Origin of the sequence: Nonomuraea sp. B19D2, from assembly GCF_040137845.1 — a bacterium.
Classification (GTDB): domain Bacteria; phylum Actinomycetota; class Actinomycetes; order Streptosporangiales; family Streptosporangiaceae; genus Nonomuraea.
In genome coordinates this window covers 95,312-112,049 of sequence record NZ_JBEFAK010000031.1, presented here as the reverse complement: position 1 = coordinate 112,049, position 16,738 = coordinate 95,312, and the positions used below count along the sequence as shown (strand labels likewise).

Sequence of the window (16,738 nt, the reverse complement as noted above, 5' to 3'; positions counted from 1 at the left end):
ATCAGATTAGGGCCGCACAGCGGAAACCCGTGTGCCCGGTAGCGGAGTCAGGCGTGTTGGAGGTGCGCGCGGCCACGCGGTAGCGGTTGCAGTAGGAGTCGTGGCACAGGTACGAGCCGCCGCGGATCACCTTCGCCGTGCCCTCGGCGGGACCGGCCGGGTTGTCCGCGAACGGCTCCCACTCCGTGCCCCACCAGTCGGCCGTCCACTCCCACACGTTGCCGGAGACGTTGTAGAGGCCGTACCCGTTGGGCTGGAACGACTTCACCGGCACCGTCCCCTTGCTCTGCGCGGCCGGGAAGGCGCCCTGCCAGATGTTGCACCGCTGCCGCCCCTTGGGTGCCAGCTCGTCGCCCCACGGGTAGCGCTTGCGCTCCAGGCCGCCGCGGGCCGCCATCTCCCACTCCGCCTCCGTGGGCAGCCGCTTGCCCGCCCAGGTGGCGTACGCGGTGGCGTCGTTCCAGGACACGTGCACGACGGGATGGTTCTGCCGGTCGCCCACCGACGACCCCGGACCCTCCGGCGAGCGCCACGTGGCGCCCTCGACCCCCACCCACCAGGGCGCGCCCGCCACGGCGGCGTCCATCACCCCGCGCGTGGCGAACTGGCGGAACACGAACGACCAGCCGATCCGCTCCGCCTCCGTGACATATCCGGTCTCCTTGACGAAGGTGGCGAACTGGGCATTCGTCACGCACGCCGGATCGATCATGAACGGCTCCAGCCGCACCTCCCGCACCGGCCCCTCGCCGTCCTCGGGCCGCCCGTCCGGGTCGTCGCCGCCCATGAGGAACGTCCCGCCCGGTATGCGCACCATCCCGCGCGGCGCCGCCCGCCGCACGTCGATCCCGGCAGGCTGCCGGTACGGCTCCGCGGCGGCACCGTCCCTGCTCGGGCCACAGCAAGCGCTCAAGGATCCCCCAAACATGTCACAACACCAAGGAAGGGTAGTCCCTGAGCCCTGTCCACGATCACCCGGCCGCCCTCGCCCTTGGCCGCCACGCCCGGACATCATGGACTCGGCTTCGCTGTCAAAGCCGCAGACCGGTAGCGTTTTCCCATGCGACTCGGCGTGCTGGACATCGGCTCGAACACCGTCCATTTACTGGTCGTCGACGCCCACAGGGGCGCCCGGCCCATGCCGGCCTACTCCCACAAGGAGGGGCTGCGGCTCACGGAATACCTGGACGAGGACAACCGGCTGGCCGACGAGGGCATCGAGCGGCTCGCCGACTTCGTCGAGGAGGCCGTGCACATGGCGGAGGACAAGGGGGTGGAGGACCTGCTGGCCTTCGCCACCTCCGCCGTGCGCGAGGCGGCCAACGGCGAGGAGGTGCTCGCGCAGGTCGAGGAGCGCAGCGGCGTGCACATCGAGGTGCTGTCCGGGCGCGACGAGGCCAGGCTGACGTTCCTGGCCGTGCGGCGGTGGTTCGGGTGGTCGTCGGGGCGGCTGCTGGCCTTCGACATCGGTGGTGGCTCGCTGGAGATCGCCGCGGGGGTGAACGAGGAGCCCGACGTGGCCGTCTCGCTGCCGCTGGGCGCCGGGCGGCTGACACGCGACTGGTTCACCGCCGACCCGCCCTCTCCCGAGGAGGTGCGCGCGCTGCGCAGGCACGTACGCACCGAGATCGCCCGCACGGTCGGCGACGTCGCCAGGTATGGCGAGCCCGACCGCGCGGTGGCGACGTCCAAGACGTTCAAGCAGCTCGCCAGGATCGCCGGCGCGGCGCCCTCGAGCGACGGCCCGTACGTCTCGCGCTCGTTGTCCCGGGAGGACATGGCCGACTGGGCGGTCAAGCTGACCACCATGGGCTCCGCCGAGCGGGCCCAGCTGTCCGGCGTGTCCGAGGGGCGGGCGGCCCAGCTGGCAGCCGGGGCGCTGGTCGCCCACGCGGCCATGGACCTGTTCGAGGTGGACCGGCTCGAGGTGTGCCCGTGGGCGCTGCGCGAGGGAGTGATACTGCGCAGGCTCGACCTCCTGCCCGGGCGGCTCGACCAGCTCAACGGGGGTACGCCAGAGTAAGGCCGATATATCTCAAAGAAGTGGCATAAAGGGCTGGTCGGCGGGCACTTTCCGCCAAATGTTGGAAGTGATCGGCACGATCGGCTCCCTGATGACCGCGCTCCTGCTCATCGTCCTGGCCGTGCTGGCCATCTCGGTGCTTGCCCTCGTCAGCTTCGGCGTGCTGGCCGGCTCGATGGCCGACTGGCGCGCACTGCGGCGGCGGCTGACCCGCCGGGACATGGGCCGTTTCACGTGGCCATGAGGTGCTGTGCAGCCGCCCCAGGGGCGTACCGCAGCCGCTTCTCCAGGCAGACCACCGCCCCGTGCTCGTGCCTGTTGGCGAAGCGGATGTCATCGGCGAGCGCGCGCATGATCTGCAGCCCGCGTCCGTGCTCGGCGCCGGGCTCAGGGGTGACGATCTTGTTCGGGTCCTTCCCGGGGGCGAACCCGTTGCCGGTGTCGATGACCTTGATGATGCACAGATGATCGCGGACGGTCGCGCTGACCGTGTAGTCGTCGCTCGGCGCCGCGTGCCTGATCACGTTGGAGCACGCCTCGGTGAGCATGAGCTCGATGTCATCGCGCACTTGTGGGTCGACGCCGAGCGATCGCAGCGTGCCGTCCAGCATCTGCCTGGTAAGCGGGACGCTCGCCGCATCCCTGGGCAGCCGGAGCGCTATCGTGGCCTCCACCGCCGACTCCTCCTCCCGATTGGATGCGTGCGAGCCTCCTGCCCTCGATCGAATGAGTCAATCGTCCCTCTAGGCGTTCGAAGCCCCAAAGGTTATGGCTCCAGCAGGCGCCTGGCCACCTCCAGCGCCGCCTTGTGGACCTCGTCGTCGGAGAGCTCGCCCTCCTTCAGCAGCCACTTGCCCGCGTGCAGGGCGAACAGCGCCATCGAGTGGCTGATGCGCTCGACGGGCGTGGCGCCGGGCTCGCTCATCTCGGCGGAGAGATCCATCATCCGCTCGCGGATCTTGATGAGTGTCGGATGGTCGCGCATCGCGGTCTGGTTGCGCTCCAGGAACCTGGCCACCCCGATGTGCCGGGTGCCCCTGAGTAGCTCGGCGTAGCGCTCGACCAGCTCGCGCCGCGTCTGCGGGGTCTTCGGCCGGCCCTTGAACCACGCGAGCAGCTCATCGAGCTCGGCCAGCCGGGCGTCGACGAGGCTCGCCACGATGTCGTCCTTCGTCTTGAAGTGGTAGTACAGGGCGGCCTTGGTCACCCCGAGCTCCTCGGCGATCTCCCGCAGCGAGGTCGCCTCGTAGCCCTGCTCGGTGAACAGCCTGAGCGCGATCTCCTGGATCCGGCTTCGCGTGTCTTCCCGCACTTCACACCTTTTCGACTTGACGGCCGGCAAGTAAGTTACTAGCTTATCTTATGCTTGCCGGGCGGCAAGTAAGCAAGGCTGGAACATGGGGGTTGTGGTGGCGGAGGCAGCCGGACGGCGCCGCGAGGTGATGGTCGTCCTGCCGGGGCTCATGTTAGCGATGGTCCTGGCGATGCTGGACAACATGATCGTGGGCACGGCCATGCCGCGCATCGTCGGCGAGCTCGGCGGTCTGACCCATCTGTCCTGGGTCGTCACCGCCTACGTGCTGGGCACGACCGTCTCGACGCCGATCTGGGGCAAGATCGGCGACCTGTACGGGCGCAAGAATATCTTCATCATCTCGATCGTCATCTTCCTCATCGGCTCGGCGCTGTGCGGCATGGCGGGCTCGTCGCTGCTCGGCGGGCCGGACGGCGGCATGGGTGAGCTGATCGCGTTCCGCGCGATCCAGGGGCTCGGCGCGGGCGGCCTGATGGTGAACGTCATGGCCATCATCGGCGACCTGGTGCCGCCCCGCGAGCGCGGCCAGTACCAGGGCATCATGGCCGGCGTCATGTCGCTGGCGATGATCGCGGGCCCGCTGGTCGGCGGCTTCATCACCGACCACCTCGACTGGCGCTGGGCCTTCTACGTGAACCTGCCGATCGGCGCGCTCGCGCTGGGCGTCATCATGCTCCGGCTGCACCTGCCCAAACTGCACAACAAGGTACGCATCGACTGGGCGGGCGCCATCCTGCTTTCGGTCAGCATCACCGCGATGGTGCTCATCACGACCTGGGGCGGCAACGAGTACACGTGGGGCTCCTGGCAGATCCTCGGCCTGGCCGCGCTCGCCGTGGTCACCCTGGTCGCCTTCGTGGCGGTCGAGCGCAAGTCCGTCGAGCCGATCATGCCGCTGCAGCTCTTCGGCAACCGCAACTTCACGCTCATCTCGATCATCGGCTTCCTGCTGGGCTTCGCGATGTTCGGCGCGATCAACTTCCTGCCGCTGTTCCAGCAGATGGTGCAGGGCGCCACGGCCACCAACTCCGGCCTGCTGATGCTGCCGATGATGGCCGCCGCGATGGTCGTGTCGCTGTACGTGGGCAAGGCCATCACCGCGACCGGCAAGTACAAGATCTACCCGGTGCTCGGCGGCATCGGCATGACCGTGGGCATGTGGCTGCTGTCCACGATGGACGTCACCACGTCCGTCTGGGAGACCGGCGTCTACATCGCCGTGCTCGGCCTCGGCATGGGCTTCCTGATGCAGACCACGATGCTCATCGCGCAGAACAGCGTCGAGCAGAAGGACCTGGGCGTCTCCAGCAGTGCGACCACGTTCTTCCGGTCGATCGGCGGCTCGTTCGGCGTCTCGCTGTTCGGGGCGATCTTCAACAACCACTTCCTGTCGGAGCTGACCGGCAGGTTCGGCGAGCAGGCGGCCGAGCGCATGGCCAAGAGCGGCGGCCGGATGGACCCCGGGGCGGTCGCGCACATGCCCGCGCAGATGCGCACCGGGCTGCTGGAGTCGCTGGCGACCTCGATCTCCGGCGTCTTCTGGTGGGCCATCGCCTTCGCGGTCGTCGTGCCGGTGGTGGCGGCGTTCGTCAAGGAGATCCCGCTGCGCGGGGGCGAGCCCGTGGCCGCCGCGGATGAGAAGGCCGTCACCCCGGCGGCAGGCTGAAAACCGGAGGCATGCGGCGGATGTTTTTTGAACAATGTCCGCTATGCAGCACGCCCTCAGCCGCCCGCGCGTGGAAGACGCCCCGGCCATCCACGAGCTCGTCGCCGCCTGCGACACCGCGGTGATCGGCGCCCCCGACATGACGCTCGACGACGTCGCCGACGAGCTGGTCGAGCCCGGCTTCGACCGCGACAAGGACGGCTGGCTGGCCCGCGACGCCGACGGCCGCCTCACGGGCTGGGCCTGGGCGCACCGCATCGGCGACGGCGACCTCGTGAACGTCCAGGTGATCGTCCGCCCTGGGGCGGAGGGTGCGGCCGCCCCGCCGGGGTGCTGATCGGCAACAACCAGTTCGTCCCCGACGAGGACTGCGGCTACGTGGCCACCCTGGCGGTCCTGCCGGAGTTCCGGGGGAGGGGCCTCGGCCGCTTCCTCCTGCGCCACGCCTTCGCCGCCGACGCCGCGCGGGGCCGGAAGGGCACGATCCTGCACGTCGACTCCAACAACACGACCCCCGCACTGGGGTTGTACGAGTCGGCGGGCATGCGCCCGGTCCTCGTCATCGACGTCTGGCGCCGCCGCCTCTGACCCGCCCCGCGCGGCGTCAGACGCGGTGGCGCGACAGGTGGTCCAGGACCGACTGGTTGGCCTCCCAGCCGTCCGGGAATTTGACCGGCACGCCCAGCTGCACCGGCTCCGCCGACGGATGGGCGTCCAGGAGCTCCGCGATCCCCGCCCGGGCCACCACCACGCAGGCGTGCCGGTGCCGGGACGCCAGCACGCACAGCCGCCCCGACTCCAGGTGGAAGGCCGTGGCGTCGCGCCGCCCCGACAGCGGGTGGAGGACGATGGTCACGTCGTACTCGCGTCCCTGCAGCCGGTTGGCCGTGTCCACGGTGATCTCCGCGGGCACCCCGGCGGCCCGGATCGCGGCGACCTGGTCGCGGTGGGCGGCGCCGACGGCGATGCGGTCCGGCGTCACCGGGCGCTCGCCCTGCTCGGAGGAGGCCACGGCGCCCCGCTGCAGCAGCCGGGACGCCAGCAGGGCCACCGCCTGCACCGCCTCCCCGTCCGTACGGACCGTGTGCCGGTTGGGCAGCTCCAGCAGCGCCCAGCCCGACCGCGCCGCCTCCTCCAGGGCCCGGTCGTGCACGGTCCCCATGCCGCCGGTCATCAGCTCCAGCCGCCGATCCTCGAAACCGGTCCCGGACCGGAACCCGGTGAACGGGTAGAACGCCTGCGACACCACCGGCGCCGCCGACGCGGGCAGCCGCCACGAGACCGGCAGCCGGTGCACCGGCAGGTCCGGGTTGTGCCGCAGGAGGACCGACACCGCGCTCTGCAGCGGATCCCACGACAGCCCCGACCACCGGTCACCGTCCACGATCGAGAACGGGTCGAGCTGCCCGGGATCGCCCACGAACAGCGCCCGCTCGAACAGCCCCGCGATCCGCAACAGCTTGTCCGAGCGCATCTGGTACGCCTCGTCCACGATCGCCCACGGCCACACCCGGTCGCCGATCCAGGCCCACTTGTCCGCGGTGGCGATGACGATGTCCGGATCGCCCAGATCCTGGATCCGGGTGCCGACCCGGACGCCGGGCAGCTCCAGCAGCCGCAGTGGCGGAACATAGCCGCCGGCCGACAGCCGTCCCACGGTCAGGTGGGGGTGCTTGTCGGAGATGCGGGTCACGAGGTCGTCGACCTGCTCGTTCGTCTGCGCGACGATCATCAGGGGCTCGCCGGTCGCCGCGATGTGCGCCGCCGCCCGTACCACCAGCGTGGACTTGCCCGCCCCCGGCGGCGAGTCGACCACCACGCCGCGGTGCCGGGGCAGGTCGGCGAGGACGTTCCTGATGACCTGCTCCGGGCTGTCGGTCACGACCAGTCCTCCTGCGCGTCCTCGTCGTCGGGCACGTACTCCACAGCGTTGTCTTGGGGGGGCCCGCCGTGCGTCCACGGCGTGGCCTCGGCGTCGGGGAGGTTCGGGGAGCCCTGGAAGTCGTCCGTCAGCGAGGTGTAGCAGACGTGCTCCCCGACCTCGGGCACGGCTCCCGGCGCCGCCGTCTTGCCCCTGCCCATGCCTTTGGTGATCTTCAGGGTGACCAGGCCATCGCCGGCCTCCACCAGCTCGGCGCCCTGGTTGCGGCGTTGCGGGGTGCCCAGGGAGGTGCCGGGCGCGAGGCGTACCGGATCGTCGGTTTTGATCACCACCAGCGGGCGGAGCTTGCGCGAGCGGCCCTCGCCCTCGGTGTTGTCGGGGACGGTCTCGACGACCTCGCCCGCGAACGCCTCTCCGGTGAGCCGGTACTCGGCCATGACCAGGGGATCGTCGTACGCGCGCTGCACGTCGTAGGCGGCCTGGGCGCGTTCCATGCGGGCCAGCTTGGCCGCGGCGGCGACCGCCCCGTCGCGCCGGGCCTGCGGCGCCGACCCCTCGGCGATGTGCGCCGCCATGCCGCTGAACGAGCCGCGGTCCTGCTCCCACCGCTGCGCCACGCCGGCCCCCTCGGGCAGCCCGGAGAGCAGGTCGATCGCCTGCCACATGAGCCGCCACGTGGGCTCCAGCTGGGTTCGCAGCGCCTCGATGATCCGCTCGGGCGACCCGTTCTCGATCGCCGGCGCCAGCACCTCCGCGTCGAACCCCGGATCGGTCGCGGGCCCGGCGGGCGGCCAGATCAGCGGGTCCTCCGCCTCGTCGCTCGGCCCTGTGGTGATCCAGGCGAGCAGCGCGGCCAGGTTGGCGTCCTCCAGGGAGCTCTGCCCGCTCGCCCAATGCCGCGCCAGCTCCTCGGTCGCCGCCGTCATCAGTGACGAGCCCGGGTACGCCGCCCGCTCCCCGAAGTAGGTCAGCCACCGCCCCAGCAGCGGCACCCCCTCCGGCACCGGATACGGGCCGTCGGCGCGGCGAAAGCGGGTCGAGCGGCCGAGCAGCCTGGTGAAGGCGACACCGCCCGGGTTCGGGACGACGAGCTGCGGCGCGTCCAGCGCCCGCTCGTAGGGGTCGGCGTTCTTGCGCTCCACCGTCTCGGTGTCGGCCAGGAAGCTCTCGATGTACGGCAGCAGCACCCCGGCCAGCTCGGCGGCCCAGGCGAAGCGCAGGTCGCGGTTGCGCGGCTGGGGCACCACGAGCAGGTGCGGCCGTTCCCTGTCGGTGCCGAGCATGGCGGCCAGGGGAGCGGCGGCCTCGCCGGACAGCCTGAGCGGGATGAACACCATCGGCCGGTCCGACAGATGGCAGTGCCTGACGGTCGCGACCGGCTGCGCGATGCCCTCGTCCAGGGCCCGCAGCCGCGCGAGCGAGGTCAGCAGGCTCACGTCACGAACCTCCAGCGGGCGAGCGAGGTCGGCGAACTCACGTGAGGCACTCCCTGCGCAGGCGTTCGGCGTTGCGGAGCAGCCGGGCGATCTCCTCCTGCCCCTCGGCGGGGTCGCGGGCGCCGTCGGCCAGCCCGAGCGCCTCCGCCACCGAGGCCACCCCGCCCAGTTCGTCGCGCACCTGCCGGCCGAGCAGGTCGGACGCCCCCTCCTGCCGGGCCTCGTCCCGGCAGAAGAAGCACATGTCGCACGTGGACAGGCAGTCGGGCGCGTACCGGGCGGTGGTCCTGCGCAGCGCGTCGGCCAGCTCGGCCACGGGCCGGGTGGGCCGGCCGTCCTCGCCGGGCCGCAGGTCGAACGTGAGGTCGTCGGGCAGCCCTTCGAGCAGCCGGTCCAGCGTGGTCATCCGGGTGAGCTGGCGGCGCAGCACCGCCAGCTGCTTGCGCACGTCGACCAGGGTCGCGACGGGCCGGTTGGCGAAGTTCTCCGGGCAGACCAGCACCACGTCGTGCGAGACGTTCAGCGGGTCGTGGCCGAGCTCCTCCAGCAGCGTGCGCAGCGCGAGCACGTACACCGCCGCCTGCCGCGCGGCCGCCGCCACCGCCGACGGGTCGGCCTGCCCGTCGATCACGGCGAACGACTTGATCTCCACGATGTGGAACCGGCCGCCGAGCTGGAAGGCCACCACATCGGGCTCCAGGTAGGCGGTGTGACCGGAGATCTCCAGGCTGAGCAGCGGGTGGTCGTACAGCGTGCCCGCGTCCCGGCCCTCGCGCGCCGCGCGGTCGATCAGCGCGCGGGTGTGGGCGTGGCGCAGGTGGGCGCCGACGTTCTCGACGTCGTGGTAGGCGACCTCGGCGACCGGCAGGTTCAGCAGCTCGCGCAGCATGCGCAGCAGCTCCGCGCACCCGTCGGCCTTGACCAGCGCCTCGAACACGTTGCCGCGCGTGATCGCGAACGGCGACTGCCCGAACGGCGCGGGAAAGCCCAGATGCCGGGCCGCGGCGTCCTTGTCGATGCCGGCGCCGTCGAGGAGGGCCCGGCGGGTGCAGCCGGGGTTGGCGGCCAGGGCCGCGATGGCGCGGGCGTCGTGCGGCCGCGGCGGCGTCGTGCCCCGCAACGCGTCGAGCCGCTGTATGTGGTCGCCTTCGCGCTTCAAGCCGCTCACTCCGCCTTCTCCTTCTTGATCGTGCTCAGCGTAGCGGCGCCGAACAGGCGAGCCGTGTCACCGAGCTGCGCCGCGGCGCGTTTGGCCAGCTCGGCGCGATCCCGCGTGTCGCGTTCGCCGTGCACGCGCAGCTCGGCGCGGGCCGCCTCGATGACCCGCTCCGGGTCGGGCGGGCCGAGCGTGCCGTCGGTGGCGCCGGGGATGTTCCTGGCCATCCGGACGAGTAACCGGTCCGCGCGCTCGTCGATCGACTCGTGCGAGGCCACCGCGATGGCGCAGGTGAGGAAGTCGACGCGCGGGCTGAGCGGGCCGACCACGCGTCGCTCCAGCGGCCAGGTGCTGAGCGTGAGCAGCCCGCGGGCGGGGGAGAGGCGGTCGGTCAGCGCGGCGCACAGATAGTACGGCCGCCCGTGCGGCGCGGACCTGAACGAGCGCTCCTCGTCCCTGCGCAGGCTGGTGAGCTGGGCGCTGCGGATCGTGCCGCCGAAGAACGCGTCGCTGACGGCCACGACGAGCCGCGGCTGGGCGGCCGCCCCCAGCAGCCGCAGCCCCTGGTGGACCTGCTCGCGCACGGTCACCAGGCGTGGCGGCTCCGGCTTGGCCGCGGGCTGCTCGCCGCTCACGAGGGCGTCCCACTCCCGCTCGGCGGTACGGAGCTCGGCACGCAGGGCGCGCGCGGTGGCGCCGTCTCGGACCCGCATCGCCTTGCGCACTCCCGCCCGTAGCTCGTCGATCCGCCGCTCGAGATCGTCCAGCCGGTCACTCATGGGGGCGAGCGTACCAACAGTCCCAGTATTTTCCAGTAATTTCGCGATTTAGCGGCCAACGCCGTTGCGTTTGGCGCCGAGGGCGCCACGGACGGGGCCGAGCGGGCTGGGAGCACGCCTTCTGAACCTCCTTCTCCAGGTCGTCACGGGCACGCCCGTGCGTAGCGAACTCCGATCACGTACCTGGCCCACTCGGCCGGAGGCAGCGACTCCCCGATGATCGAGCAGACCGTGGCTCGGGGATCGTCGGCGACCGGGACGTCCCAGCGGCGCACCTCGGACCCGCGTATCTTGGCCGCCTGATCGCCGGCGGTGTTGCCGACCGACACCAGTTCCGCGCCGTCGGGTGCGAAGGCCAGTGCGGTGATCTCGCTGTCGTGGCCGGTGAGCGGCGGGCCGACGGTCCTGCCGGTGGCGACGTCCCAGAGGCGGACAGTGCGGTCTCTGCTGCCGGTCGCCAGCATCGTCCCGTCGGGGCTGAACGCCACCGCGGTCAACCCGTTCGCCTGGCTGGTGAGCGGCCCCTTGAGCACGGTGCGGCCGACGACGTCCCACAACCAGAGCGCTTTGTCCTGCCCCGCTGCGGCCAGCTTGGTGCCGTCATGGCTGAAGGCGAGGGCCGGGGCGAGAACGCGATCGCTGAGCGGCTTTCCCGGCGTGCCCGATGCGGTGTTCCAGAGCCAGATCTCGCCGTTCTCGCCGCTCGCGGCGATGCGCCTCCCGTCCGAACTGAGGGCGACCGCCTGGACGTACAGCGGGAGGTCCGCGCGCCAGAGTCGTCGCACCCCTCGGTCGAGCCGCCACAGTTCCACGGCGGACGGGCCGGGGTCGGACGGGCCTGAGGATGTCACCGTCACCAGAGTGCGTCCGTCCTCGCTCAGCGCGGCCCGCCGGTCCGAGCCATGTGCGGTGTCCAGCTGGTGTTCTACGGTGCCGCTCCGACCGGGGATGCGGAGTGTCCCACCGCTGAGGGTGATCGGGCCCTCGGGGGTGAACCGGAAACTCTCGACCCCAGTGGTGGCGGAGGCGGGTCCGGTGAGCTGGAAGGTCGCCGTACGGCGGAACCGGAGATAGGCGGATCCGTCGTCCCCCCACGTGGCGATGGTCTGGCCGTCCGGGCTGAACTGGACCCCGTCGAGGTAGCCGTCCTCCCGCACGGTGGGATCTCCGGTCAGCCTGGCGGATGACAGCCCCCACAGGGAGATGCGACGACCGCCGTCGGTGACCGCGAGGGTCCGGCCGTCGAGCCCGAAGGCCATCGATGTGGCACCCTCCGCGGCCGGCAGCGGACCGCCGATCGCCCGGCGCCCGGCGACGTCCCAGACGAGGACCTCCGCGGCGCCGGTGGCCAGCAGCCGTCCGTCGGGGCTGAAGGCCAGGGTGTGGGGTACGCCGGTGTGCCCGGCGAGGGGTGGGGCTCGCAGCTTGCCGGTCTCTGGATCCCACAGGCGGACGTAGGTGTCGGCCTGGGTCGCGGTGGTCGCCAGCGTCTTGCCGTCCGGACTGTAGGCCATCGCGGTGACATACGCCCCGTGAGCGATGGGGTCGCGCGCTCGCTTGCCGGTCTGCACGTTCCAGAAGGAGATGTCCCAGCCCTCGTAGCTGCTGGTCGCCAGGATCTGGCCGTCCGGGTGGAAGGCGAGATGCTCCACGTTGTAGGTCTCGGTGGTTTCGATGGTGGAGGTCTTGTCATTAGCGGCATGCCAGAGCCTGACCGTCTTCCCGTCCTTACCGTCACCGCCGACCGCGAGCGTGCCACCGTCCCGGCTGAACACCATCTCATGCCCGACCTCGGCCCTGACCTTCATGATCTTGCGACAGGTCACCGCCGGCACCTGGCAGAGCCGGACCTCACCCTGGCCATCCAGGACCGCCAGCGCGTGCCGGCCCGGCTGGAACGCCACGGCACCCACCCCGGCCTGCCGCGTGGCGGGAATCGTGGCGAGGACGGCGTGTGTGCGGGCGTCCAGCACCCGGATCGCGTCCTCGTCGAGGATTGCCAGCAACGCACCGTCACCGGAGGAGACGACGGTGGTGACGGGACGGGGGAGGTTCTCGATGACCGATCGGGTGGGGTAGGCCAGGACGTTGACCAGGGCATGCCGGGCCTCTGCGGTGTCGGCCACACGTACGGCGGCGGTGGCGAGCCGTCCGGCGAGTGAGATGTCGTTCTCGGCCGCCGCCACGCTCTGCGCCGACAACTGCCGGGAGAGTGCCTCCAGCCGCGCGGTGTCGTTCTGCTCCGCGGTACGAACGGCAATGACTGCCGCGATGGAGGCGATGAACGCCAGCAGCGAGACGGTCGCCACCGCGCCGACCACCAGACGGCGGCGACGCGACTGGGCCCGTTCGCTGGCCCGGAGGAACTCGGCCGCGGTATCGCTGATCGAATCGACCCAGGAGGGCCGCGCCCGGCGAATCTCCTCCAGGCGCAGACCGCGGTAGAGCAGCCCCGGGTCCTTCGCCTTCGCCTTCCACTCCTCGGCTTCCCGCTGGAGCCGGTCCAGCAGCCGCAGGTCCACCCGGTCGTCCTCGAGCCAGCTCCGGAGCAGCGGCCACGCGTCGAACAGGCAGTCGTGGGCGATCTCGACGTGGTCTTCGGTGAGGACCAGCAACCGCCTGTCACCGAAGCGCTCAAGGATGTCGTCGATACCGGCGTCGCCGACCAGTTCCGCCCTGGCGATCGGCCGCCGCGCGAGCAGGCCGTCAGCAGTGATCATGGTCAGGCGGCGGAACAATCTCCGGGTCGTCGCCTGTCCCGCCTCTGTGAGCCCGGCGTAGACGTCGTCGGCGCTCTTGCGCACCGCGCCCTCGATGCCGCCGCCCTGCTCATAGCCGCGCACCGTGACGTGGTTGCCCTCGCGGTTTTCATACGCGGCCAGCATGGCCTGCGACAGCAGCGGCAGTGCCCCGGCACCCGCTTCCGAGCGAGCGCCGATCTCGTCCAGAACGTACTCGGTGAGCTGGGGTTCGAGTTCCAGGCCCGCGGCCGCCGCAGGACCGGTGATCGCGGCCCCCAGCCGCTCGCGGGTCATCGGACGCAGCACGAACTGTCCGTTCTCCATCGCCTCGGCGAGCGGGTCGTGCTCGGCGCATCGGGTGAGGAAGTCAGCGCGTAACCCGAGGACCACCGCCGCCGCGCCGCTGTGGGCCATGGCAGCGAGCGCCGCGACGAATGTCTCACGCCGGTCGGCGCCGGCCAGCGTGAAGACCTCCTCGAACTGGTCGACGACGAGCACCAGTCGCGCCCCGGGAGGCGCGCCGGACGCGCGTACGACATGTCGTACCGCCGCCTGCGCCGCTTGCTCCGGATCCGCCCGCAACGCCGCGCTCAGGGCGGTGTCGCTGGACGCGTCGAAGGCGGCCAGCAGCCGGGCGAGTTCGCCGACCGGGTCGGCGGTCGGCGTGATCAGCCGGGCCGGCCATCGTACGGATCCATGTCCGCCGAGCAGGCCCCGGCGCACCCCGGGAAGCAGTCCGGCGCGTAATAGGGAGGATTTTCCCGCCCCCGACGCGCCGGTCACCAGGACGAGCGATGGACCGTGCAGACGTTCGGCGATCGTCTGCGCCACGCGGAAGGTGTCCTCCTCGCGACCGTAGAAGATCTCCTGGTCACCGTCTTCGAAGGGCAGAAGCCCGCGGTAAGGGCTACCGCGTAGCCAGCGGGCGGGAACGGCTGGGTCCGGTGCGAGGCGCAAGAGCCGCCCCTGGATCTGCCGCAGCAGGAGAGACTGCTCGCGCAGGCGATCGCGGTCTCCACGCTGCTCGGACTGCTGCCTGTTGACGCTCTCCATCAGTTCGTCCACCTTGGTCGCCACGCCTGCGAGCACGAAGTGGAACTCGGTGAACTCGGAACCGAGGTCGCTGAACGCCTCGGTCAGCCGGGTCTTGAGGTCGCGGTCTCCGGCGACGTCGACGGCGACCGCCACCGCGTCGACCCTTCCGAGCAGGTCGGCGAGGATCTCGCGCAGTTCACCCGCTTCCCGGGTACCGGAAGTGAGGAGGCGCTCCAGATGTTCGGCCAGTTCGCTCTCGACTTCGTCCGGGGACGGCTCGCCCGCGGTGCGCTGCCGCAGCCGCTGGATCGAGTCGTAGACGACGTCACTGAGGATGTTGGCGCCCACCCCGCCCAGGACACCGAGCCCGGCCAGGGCGACGCCTGCGGGACCGGTCAGGGCCAGCGGGATGAGCGCGGCGGACGACAGGGTCGCCAGGAGACCGGCCGGGGTGAGCTTGAGCGCACCGGATGCGACCTGCCGGGCCACCGTCCGCGCGATGCCGCCTTTGGATCTTTCGATCGGGTCATCCGGGAGATGGCTCACTGGCGAGACTCACCCGCATTCGGGTCGGCGACCGGATTCACGATCGGTTTACCTCATCCGTGACGCCTCGGCAACCGAAGGTCGCCAGCGCGTCCACCGGTCCAGTGGGAAAGGTTTCCGCTGCGCCGGCCGGGCTTCCAACCCGAGTCTGGCTCAGCGGCTACTTGTCAAAGCTTCTGTGACGAAACAACGGGACCTCGGGTGAGAAGCTGGAGTTCGGCTATCCGCTGCTGCGCCTGCTGGCGGTGGTCGAGTGGGGCACCCGCGCGCCGCCGCCGGCTTCGACGCCGCCGGCTTTCTGCCCGACCTGGCCGCTACCGGGGCGCAGTTCCTGGTGCGCTCCTCGGCACCATCGGCCGAGCCATCCTCGGCGCCAAACGCAACGGCGTTGATTTGGAGGCAGACCTGTGATCTACAATGTAAAGGCGTCGGCCGCGGCGGCCGCAGACCGTGAACGCCGCGACCGCCCGGCGGCGACCACGGGCGCACGTCAACGACGTGCGCAAACGCGTGCGTAACCAGAGCGTCGGGCGGGGACGATCGCGGTGTGACTCGTGAGACTCGTCATATGGTGGGAGCCGCCGCAGGCGTGGTCGCCCTCGTGCCCGTCTACTACCTGACCGAGGCGGCCGCCAGGGCGCTGCGGACAGGCAGCGCCACGTTCGGTCCCGCTCCCGCGGCGCTCGGCTACCTGGCGGCGGTGGCCGTCATCGTCACCGTGCTGACCGCCTGGCCCGCGGCCGCACTCGGCTGCGGCATCCCGCTGGTCGCCGCGGGCGCCGTGTTCGCGCTCGACCTGAACGCCGCGCTGGGCGTGGCGGGAAACCTGCCATGGGCGCGGGCGGGCGGGCTGCCGTGGTCGCAACCGGACGGCGCGCCCTGGGCGGAGATCGCCGAGCCGCCCGGCACCATGGCGGGCATGACCGGCCTCTACACGATCATCGGCGCGCTGCTGGTGCTCTCGGCGCTGCTGCCCGGCCGGTTGCGCTCCCTCTTGAGCGAGTGAGGAGCGTGATCCGGTGAGGGCGCGCGATCGGCGGCGTCCTATCCTGGGCGGGTGAGCAGACGGGACCCGGACCGGCGCAAAGCGCTGCTCGACGCCGCCGACCGGGCCATCCTGGCCCAGGGCCCCGAGGTCTCGATGGCGGCCATCGCCGCGGAGGCCGGCATCACCAAGCCCATCCTCTACCGCCACTTCGGCGACAAGAGCGGCCTCTTCCAGGCCCTGGCCGACCGCCACGTCCGCACCGTGATCGCCCAGCTCCGCCCCGAGCTCGCCGCCCCCGGGGCCGACCTGCGGAGCAGGGCGCGGAGCACCATCGGCGTTTACCTCGACCTGATCTCGGCCAACCACGACCTCTACCGGTTCCTGTTCCACCGGGCCAGCGCCGAGGACTCCAGGATCCGCTCGCACATGACGGCCCTCGTCAGGGGCCTGGGGGAGGAGCTCGGCGGCCTGCTCGTCGCCGAGCGCGTGGTGCCCGAGCCGACGAAGGCGCAGGTGCTCGGGCACGCGTTCGTCGGCATGGTGCAGACGACCTGCGACTGGTGGCTCGAGCACCCCGAGGTGGACCGCGCGGAGGTGGTGGAGGGCCTGGTGGACGTCGTCGCCGCCGCCCTCGGCGCCGGGAGCGCCGCCGTCAGTCCCCGAAACGGGAGAGCTTCCCACGCCGCCGGGTGTACCTGAGCGCCCACGCGAACAGCCCGAGCGTGCCGGCCAGGTAGACCACATTGAGCCCGCCCGCCCAGGCCAGCCGGTCCCAGGGCACCGCGCCGCCCGCCATGACCGTACGCATGCCCTCGAACACGTGCGAGGCCGGCAGCAGCCAGGCCGCCGCCTGCAGCGGCGCGGGCGGCACCCCCATGAACGGCACCAGCCCCACGCCCAGGCTTGTCACTCCGAACCCGTACAGCACGAAGGCGAGCCCGACCATCACCGCGACCGCGAAGACCACCTTGCCCAGTGAGAACAGCACGAGCCCGATCAGGTATTCAGCGCCGGACAGCGGGCTGACCGGCACGCTGAGCAGGTTGCTCGACCAGATGTCCTCGAGGAACGCGATCGACAACACGTCTTCTCAGGCACCTACCTCTTGGCCTGTCTGACCTGGGGTTTCCACGTCATTGTGTACATGCATGGCGAAAAGGTGGACGAGGTA

General features: G+C 71.2%; 16 protein-coding genes. 7 read left to right on the top strand and 9 right to left on the bottom strand.

Features of this window, described 5'->3' with window-relative positions; translation table 11 throughout:
- Position 1 precedes the first annotated feature (1 nt).
- Positions 2-817, bottom strand: coding sequence for a formylglycine-generating enzyme family protein (locus tag ABN273_RS40610; RefSeq protein ID WP_502911202.1), 816 nt, complete (start codon positions 815-817; stop codon positions 2-4).
- 243 nt (positions 818-1,060) lie between these two features.
- Here ABN273_RS40610 and ABN273_RS40605 point away from each other — a divergent pair, with 243 nt between their 5' ends.
- Complete coding sequence (locus tag ABN273_RS40605; RefSeq protein ID WP_349454664.1) at positions 1,061-2,023, top strand: Ppx/GppA family phosphatase; 963 nt, start codon at positions 1,061-1,063, stop codon at positions 2,021-2,023.
- Between the two features lie 58 nt (positions 2,024-2,081).
- Entirely contained in the window at positions 2,082-2,267 is a 186-nt protein-coding gene (locus tag ABN273_RS40600) for a hypothetical protein (RefSeq protein ID WP_349454663.1), read from the top strand.
- Here ABN273_RS40600 and ABN273_RS40595 read toward each other — a convergent pair.
- Together ABN273_RS40595 and ABN273_RS40590 are read right to left on the bottom strand one after the other, a co-directional pair.
- On the bottom strand, positions 2,254-2,697 hold the full coding sequence (locus ABN273_RS40595) for an ATP-binding protein (protein ID WP_349454662.1): 444 nt from the start codon (positions 2,695-2,697) through the stop codon (positions 2,254-2,256). The genes ABN273_RS40600 and ABN273_RS40595 overlap by 14 nt on opposite strands.
- Before the next feature lie 92 nt (positions 2,698-2,789).
- Entirely contained in the window at positions 2,790-3,335 is a 546-nt protein-coding gene (locus tag ABN273_RS40590; RefSeq protein ID WP_349454661.1) for a TetR/AcrR family transcriptional regulator, read from the bottom strand.
- An 85-nt stretch (positions 3,336-3,420) separates the two neighbouring features.
- Between ABN273_RS40590 and ABN273_RS40585 the strand changes: the two genes are divergently transcribed.
- The 3 genes from ABN273_RS40585 to ABN273_RS40575 are packed head-to-tail and all read left to right on the top strand — an operon-like array spanning position 3,421 to position 5,592.
- Complete coding sequence (locus tag ABN273_RS40585; protein WP_349454660.1) at positions 3,421-5,004, top strand: MDR family MFS transporter; 1,584 nt, start codon at positions 3,421-3,423, stop codon at positions 5,002-5,004.
- Between the two features lie 43 nt (positions 5,005-5,047).
- A complete protein-coding gene (locus tag ABN273_RS40580) occupies positions 5,048-5,341 on the top strand; it encodes a hypothetical protein (RefSeq protein ID WP_349454659.1) in 294 nt (97 codons plus the stop codon).
- Positions 5,335-5,592, top strand: a complete 258-nt coding sequence (locus ABN273_RS40575; protein WP_349454657.1) for a GNAT family N-acetyltransferase — start codon at positions 5,335-5,337, stop codon at positions 5,590-5,592. The genes ABN273_RS40580 and ABN273_RS40575 overlap by 7 nt, the downstream gene beginning before the upstream one ends.
- Positions 5,593-5,608: 16 nt before the next feature.
- Here ABN273_RS40575 and ABN273_RS40570 read toward each other — a convergent pair whose 3' ends face one another.
- The 5 genes from ABN273_RS40570 to ABN273_RS40550 form a co-directional block, all read right to left on the bottom strand.
- A complete protein-coding gene (locus ABN273_RS40570) occupies positions 5,609-6,886 on the bottom strand; it encodes an AAA family ATPase (protein ID WP_349454656.1) in 1,278 nt (425 codons plus the stop codon).
- The gene (locus ABN273_RS40565) at positions 6,883-8,322 is read right to left on the bottom strand and encodes a hypothetical protein (protein ID WP_349454655.1); all 1,440 of its coding nucleotides are present in this window, start codon (positions 8,320-8,322) and stop codon (positions 6,883-6,885) included. Before ABN273_RS40565 ends, ABN273_RS40570 begins: the two co-directional genes overlap by 4 nt.
- A 37-nt stretch (positions 8,323-8,359) precedes the next feature.
- Entirely contained in the window at positions 8,360-9,490 is a 1,131-nt protein-coding gene (locus tag ABN273_RS40560) for a hypothetical protein (RefSeq protein WP_349454653.1), read from the bottom strand.
- A complete protein-coding gene (locus ABN273_RS40555; protein ID WP_349454652.1) occupies positions 9,487-10,257 on the bottom strand; it encodes a hypothetical protein in 771 nt (256 codons plus the stop codon). Before ABN273_RS40555 ends, ABN273_RS40560 begins: the two co-directional genes overlap by 4 nt.
- 143 nt (positions 10,258-10,400) lie before the next feature.
- The gene (locus ABN273_RS40550) at positions 10,401-14,522 is read right to left on the bottom strand and encodes an nSTAND1 domain-containing NTPase (RefSeq protein WP_349454650.1); all 4,122 of its coding nucleotides are present in this window, start codon (positions 14,520-14,522) and stop codon (positions 10,401-10,403) included.
- 625 nt (positions 14,523-15,147) lie between these two features.
- Between ABN273_RS40550 and ABN273_RS40545 the strand changes: the two genes are divergently transcribed.
- The gene (locus ABN273_RS40545) at positions 15,148-15,585 is read left to right on the top strand and encodes a hypothetical protein (RefSeq protein WP_349454648.1); all 438 of its coding nucleotides are present in this window, start codon (positions 15,148-15,150) and stop codon (positions 15,583-15,585) included.
- A 51-nt stretch (positions 15,586-15,636) separates the two neighbouring features.
- Entirely contained in the window at positions 15,637-16,266 is a 630-nt protein-coding gene (locus tag ABN273_RS40540; RefSeq protein ID WP_349454647.1) for a TetR/AcrR family transcriptional regulator, read from the top strand.
- On the opposite strand, the gene ABN273_RS40535 is transcribed toward ABN273_RS40540, so the two are convergent.
- Complete coding sequence (locus ABN273_RS40535; protein ID WP_349454646.1) at positions 16,220-16,651, bottom strand: hypothetical protein; 432 nt, start codon at positions 16,649-16,651, stop codon at positions 16,220-16,222. The two genes, ABN273_RS40540 and ABN273_RS40535, sit on opposite strands and share 47 nt — an antisense overlap.
- Between the last annotated feature and the right edge of the window lie 87 nt (positions 16,652-16,738).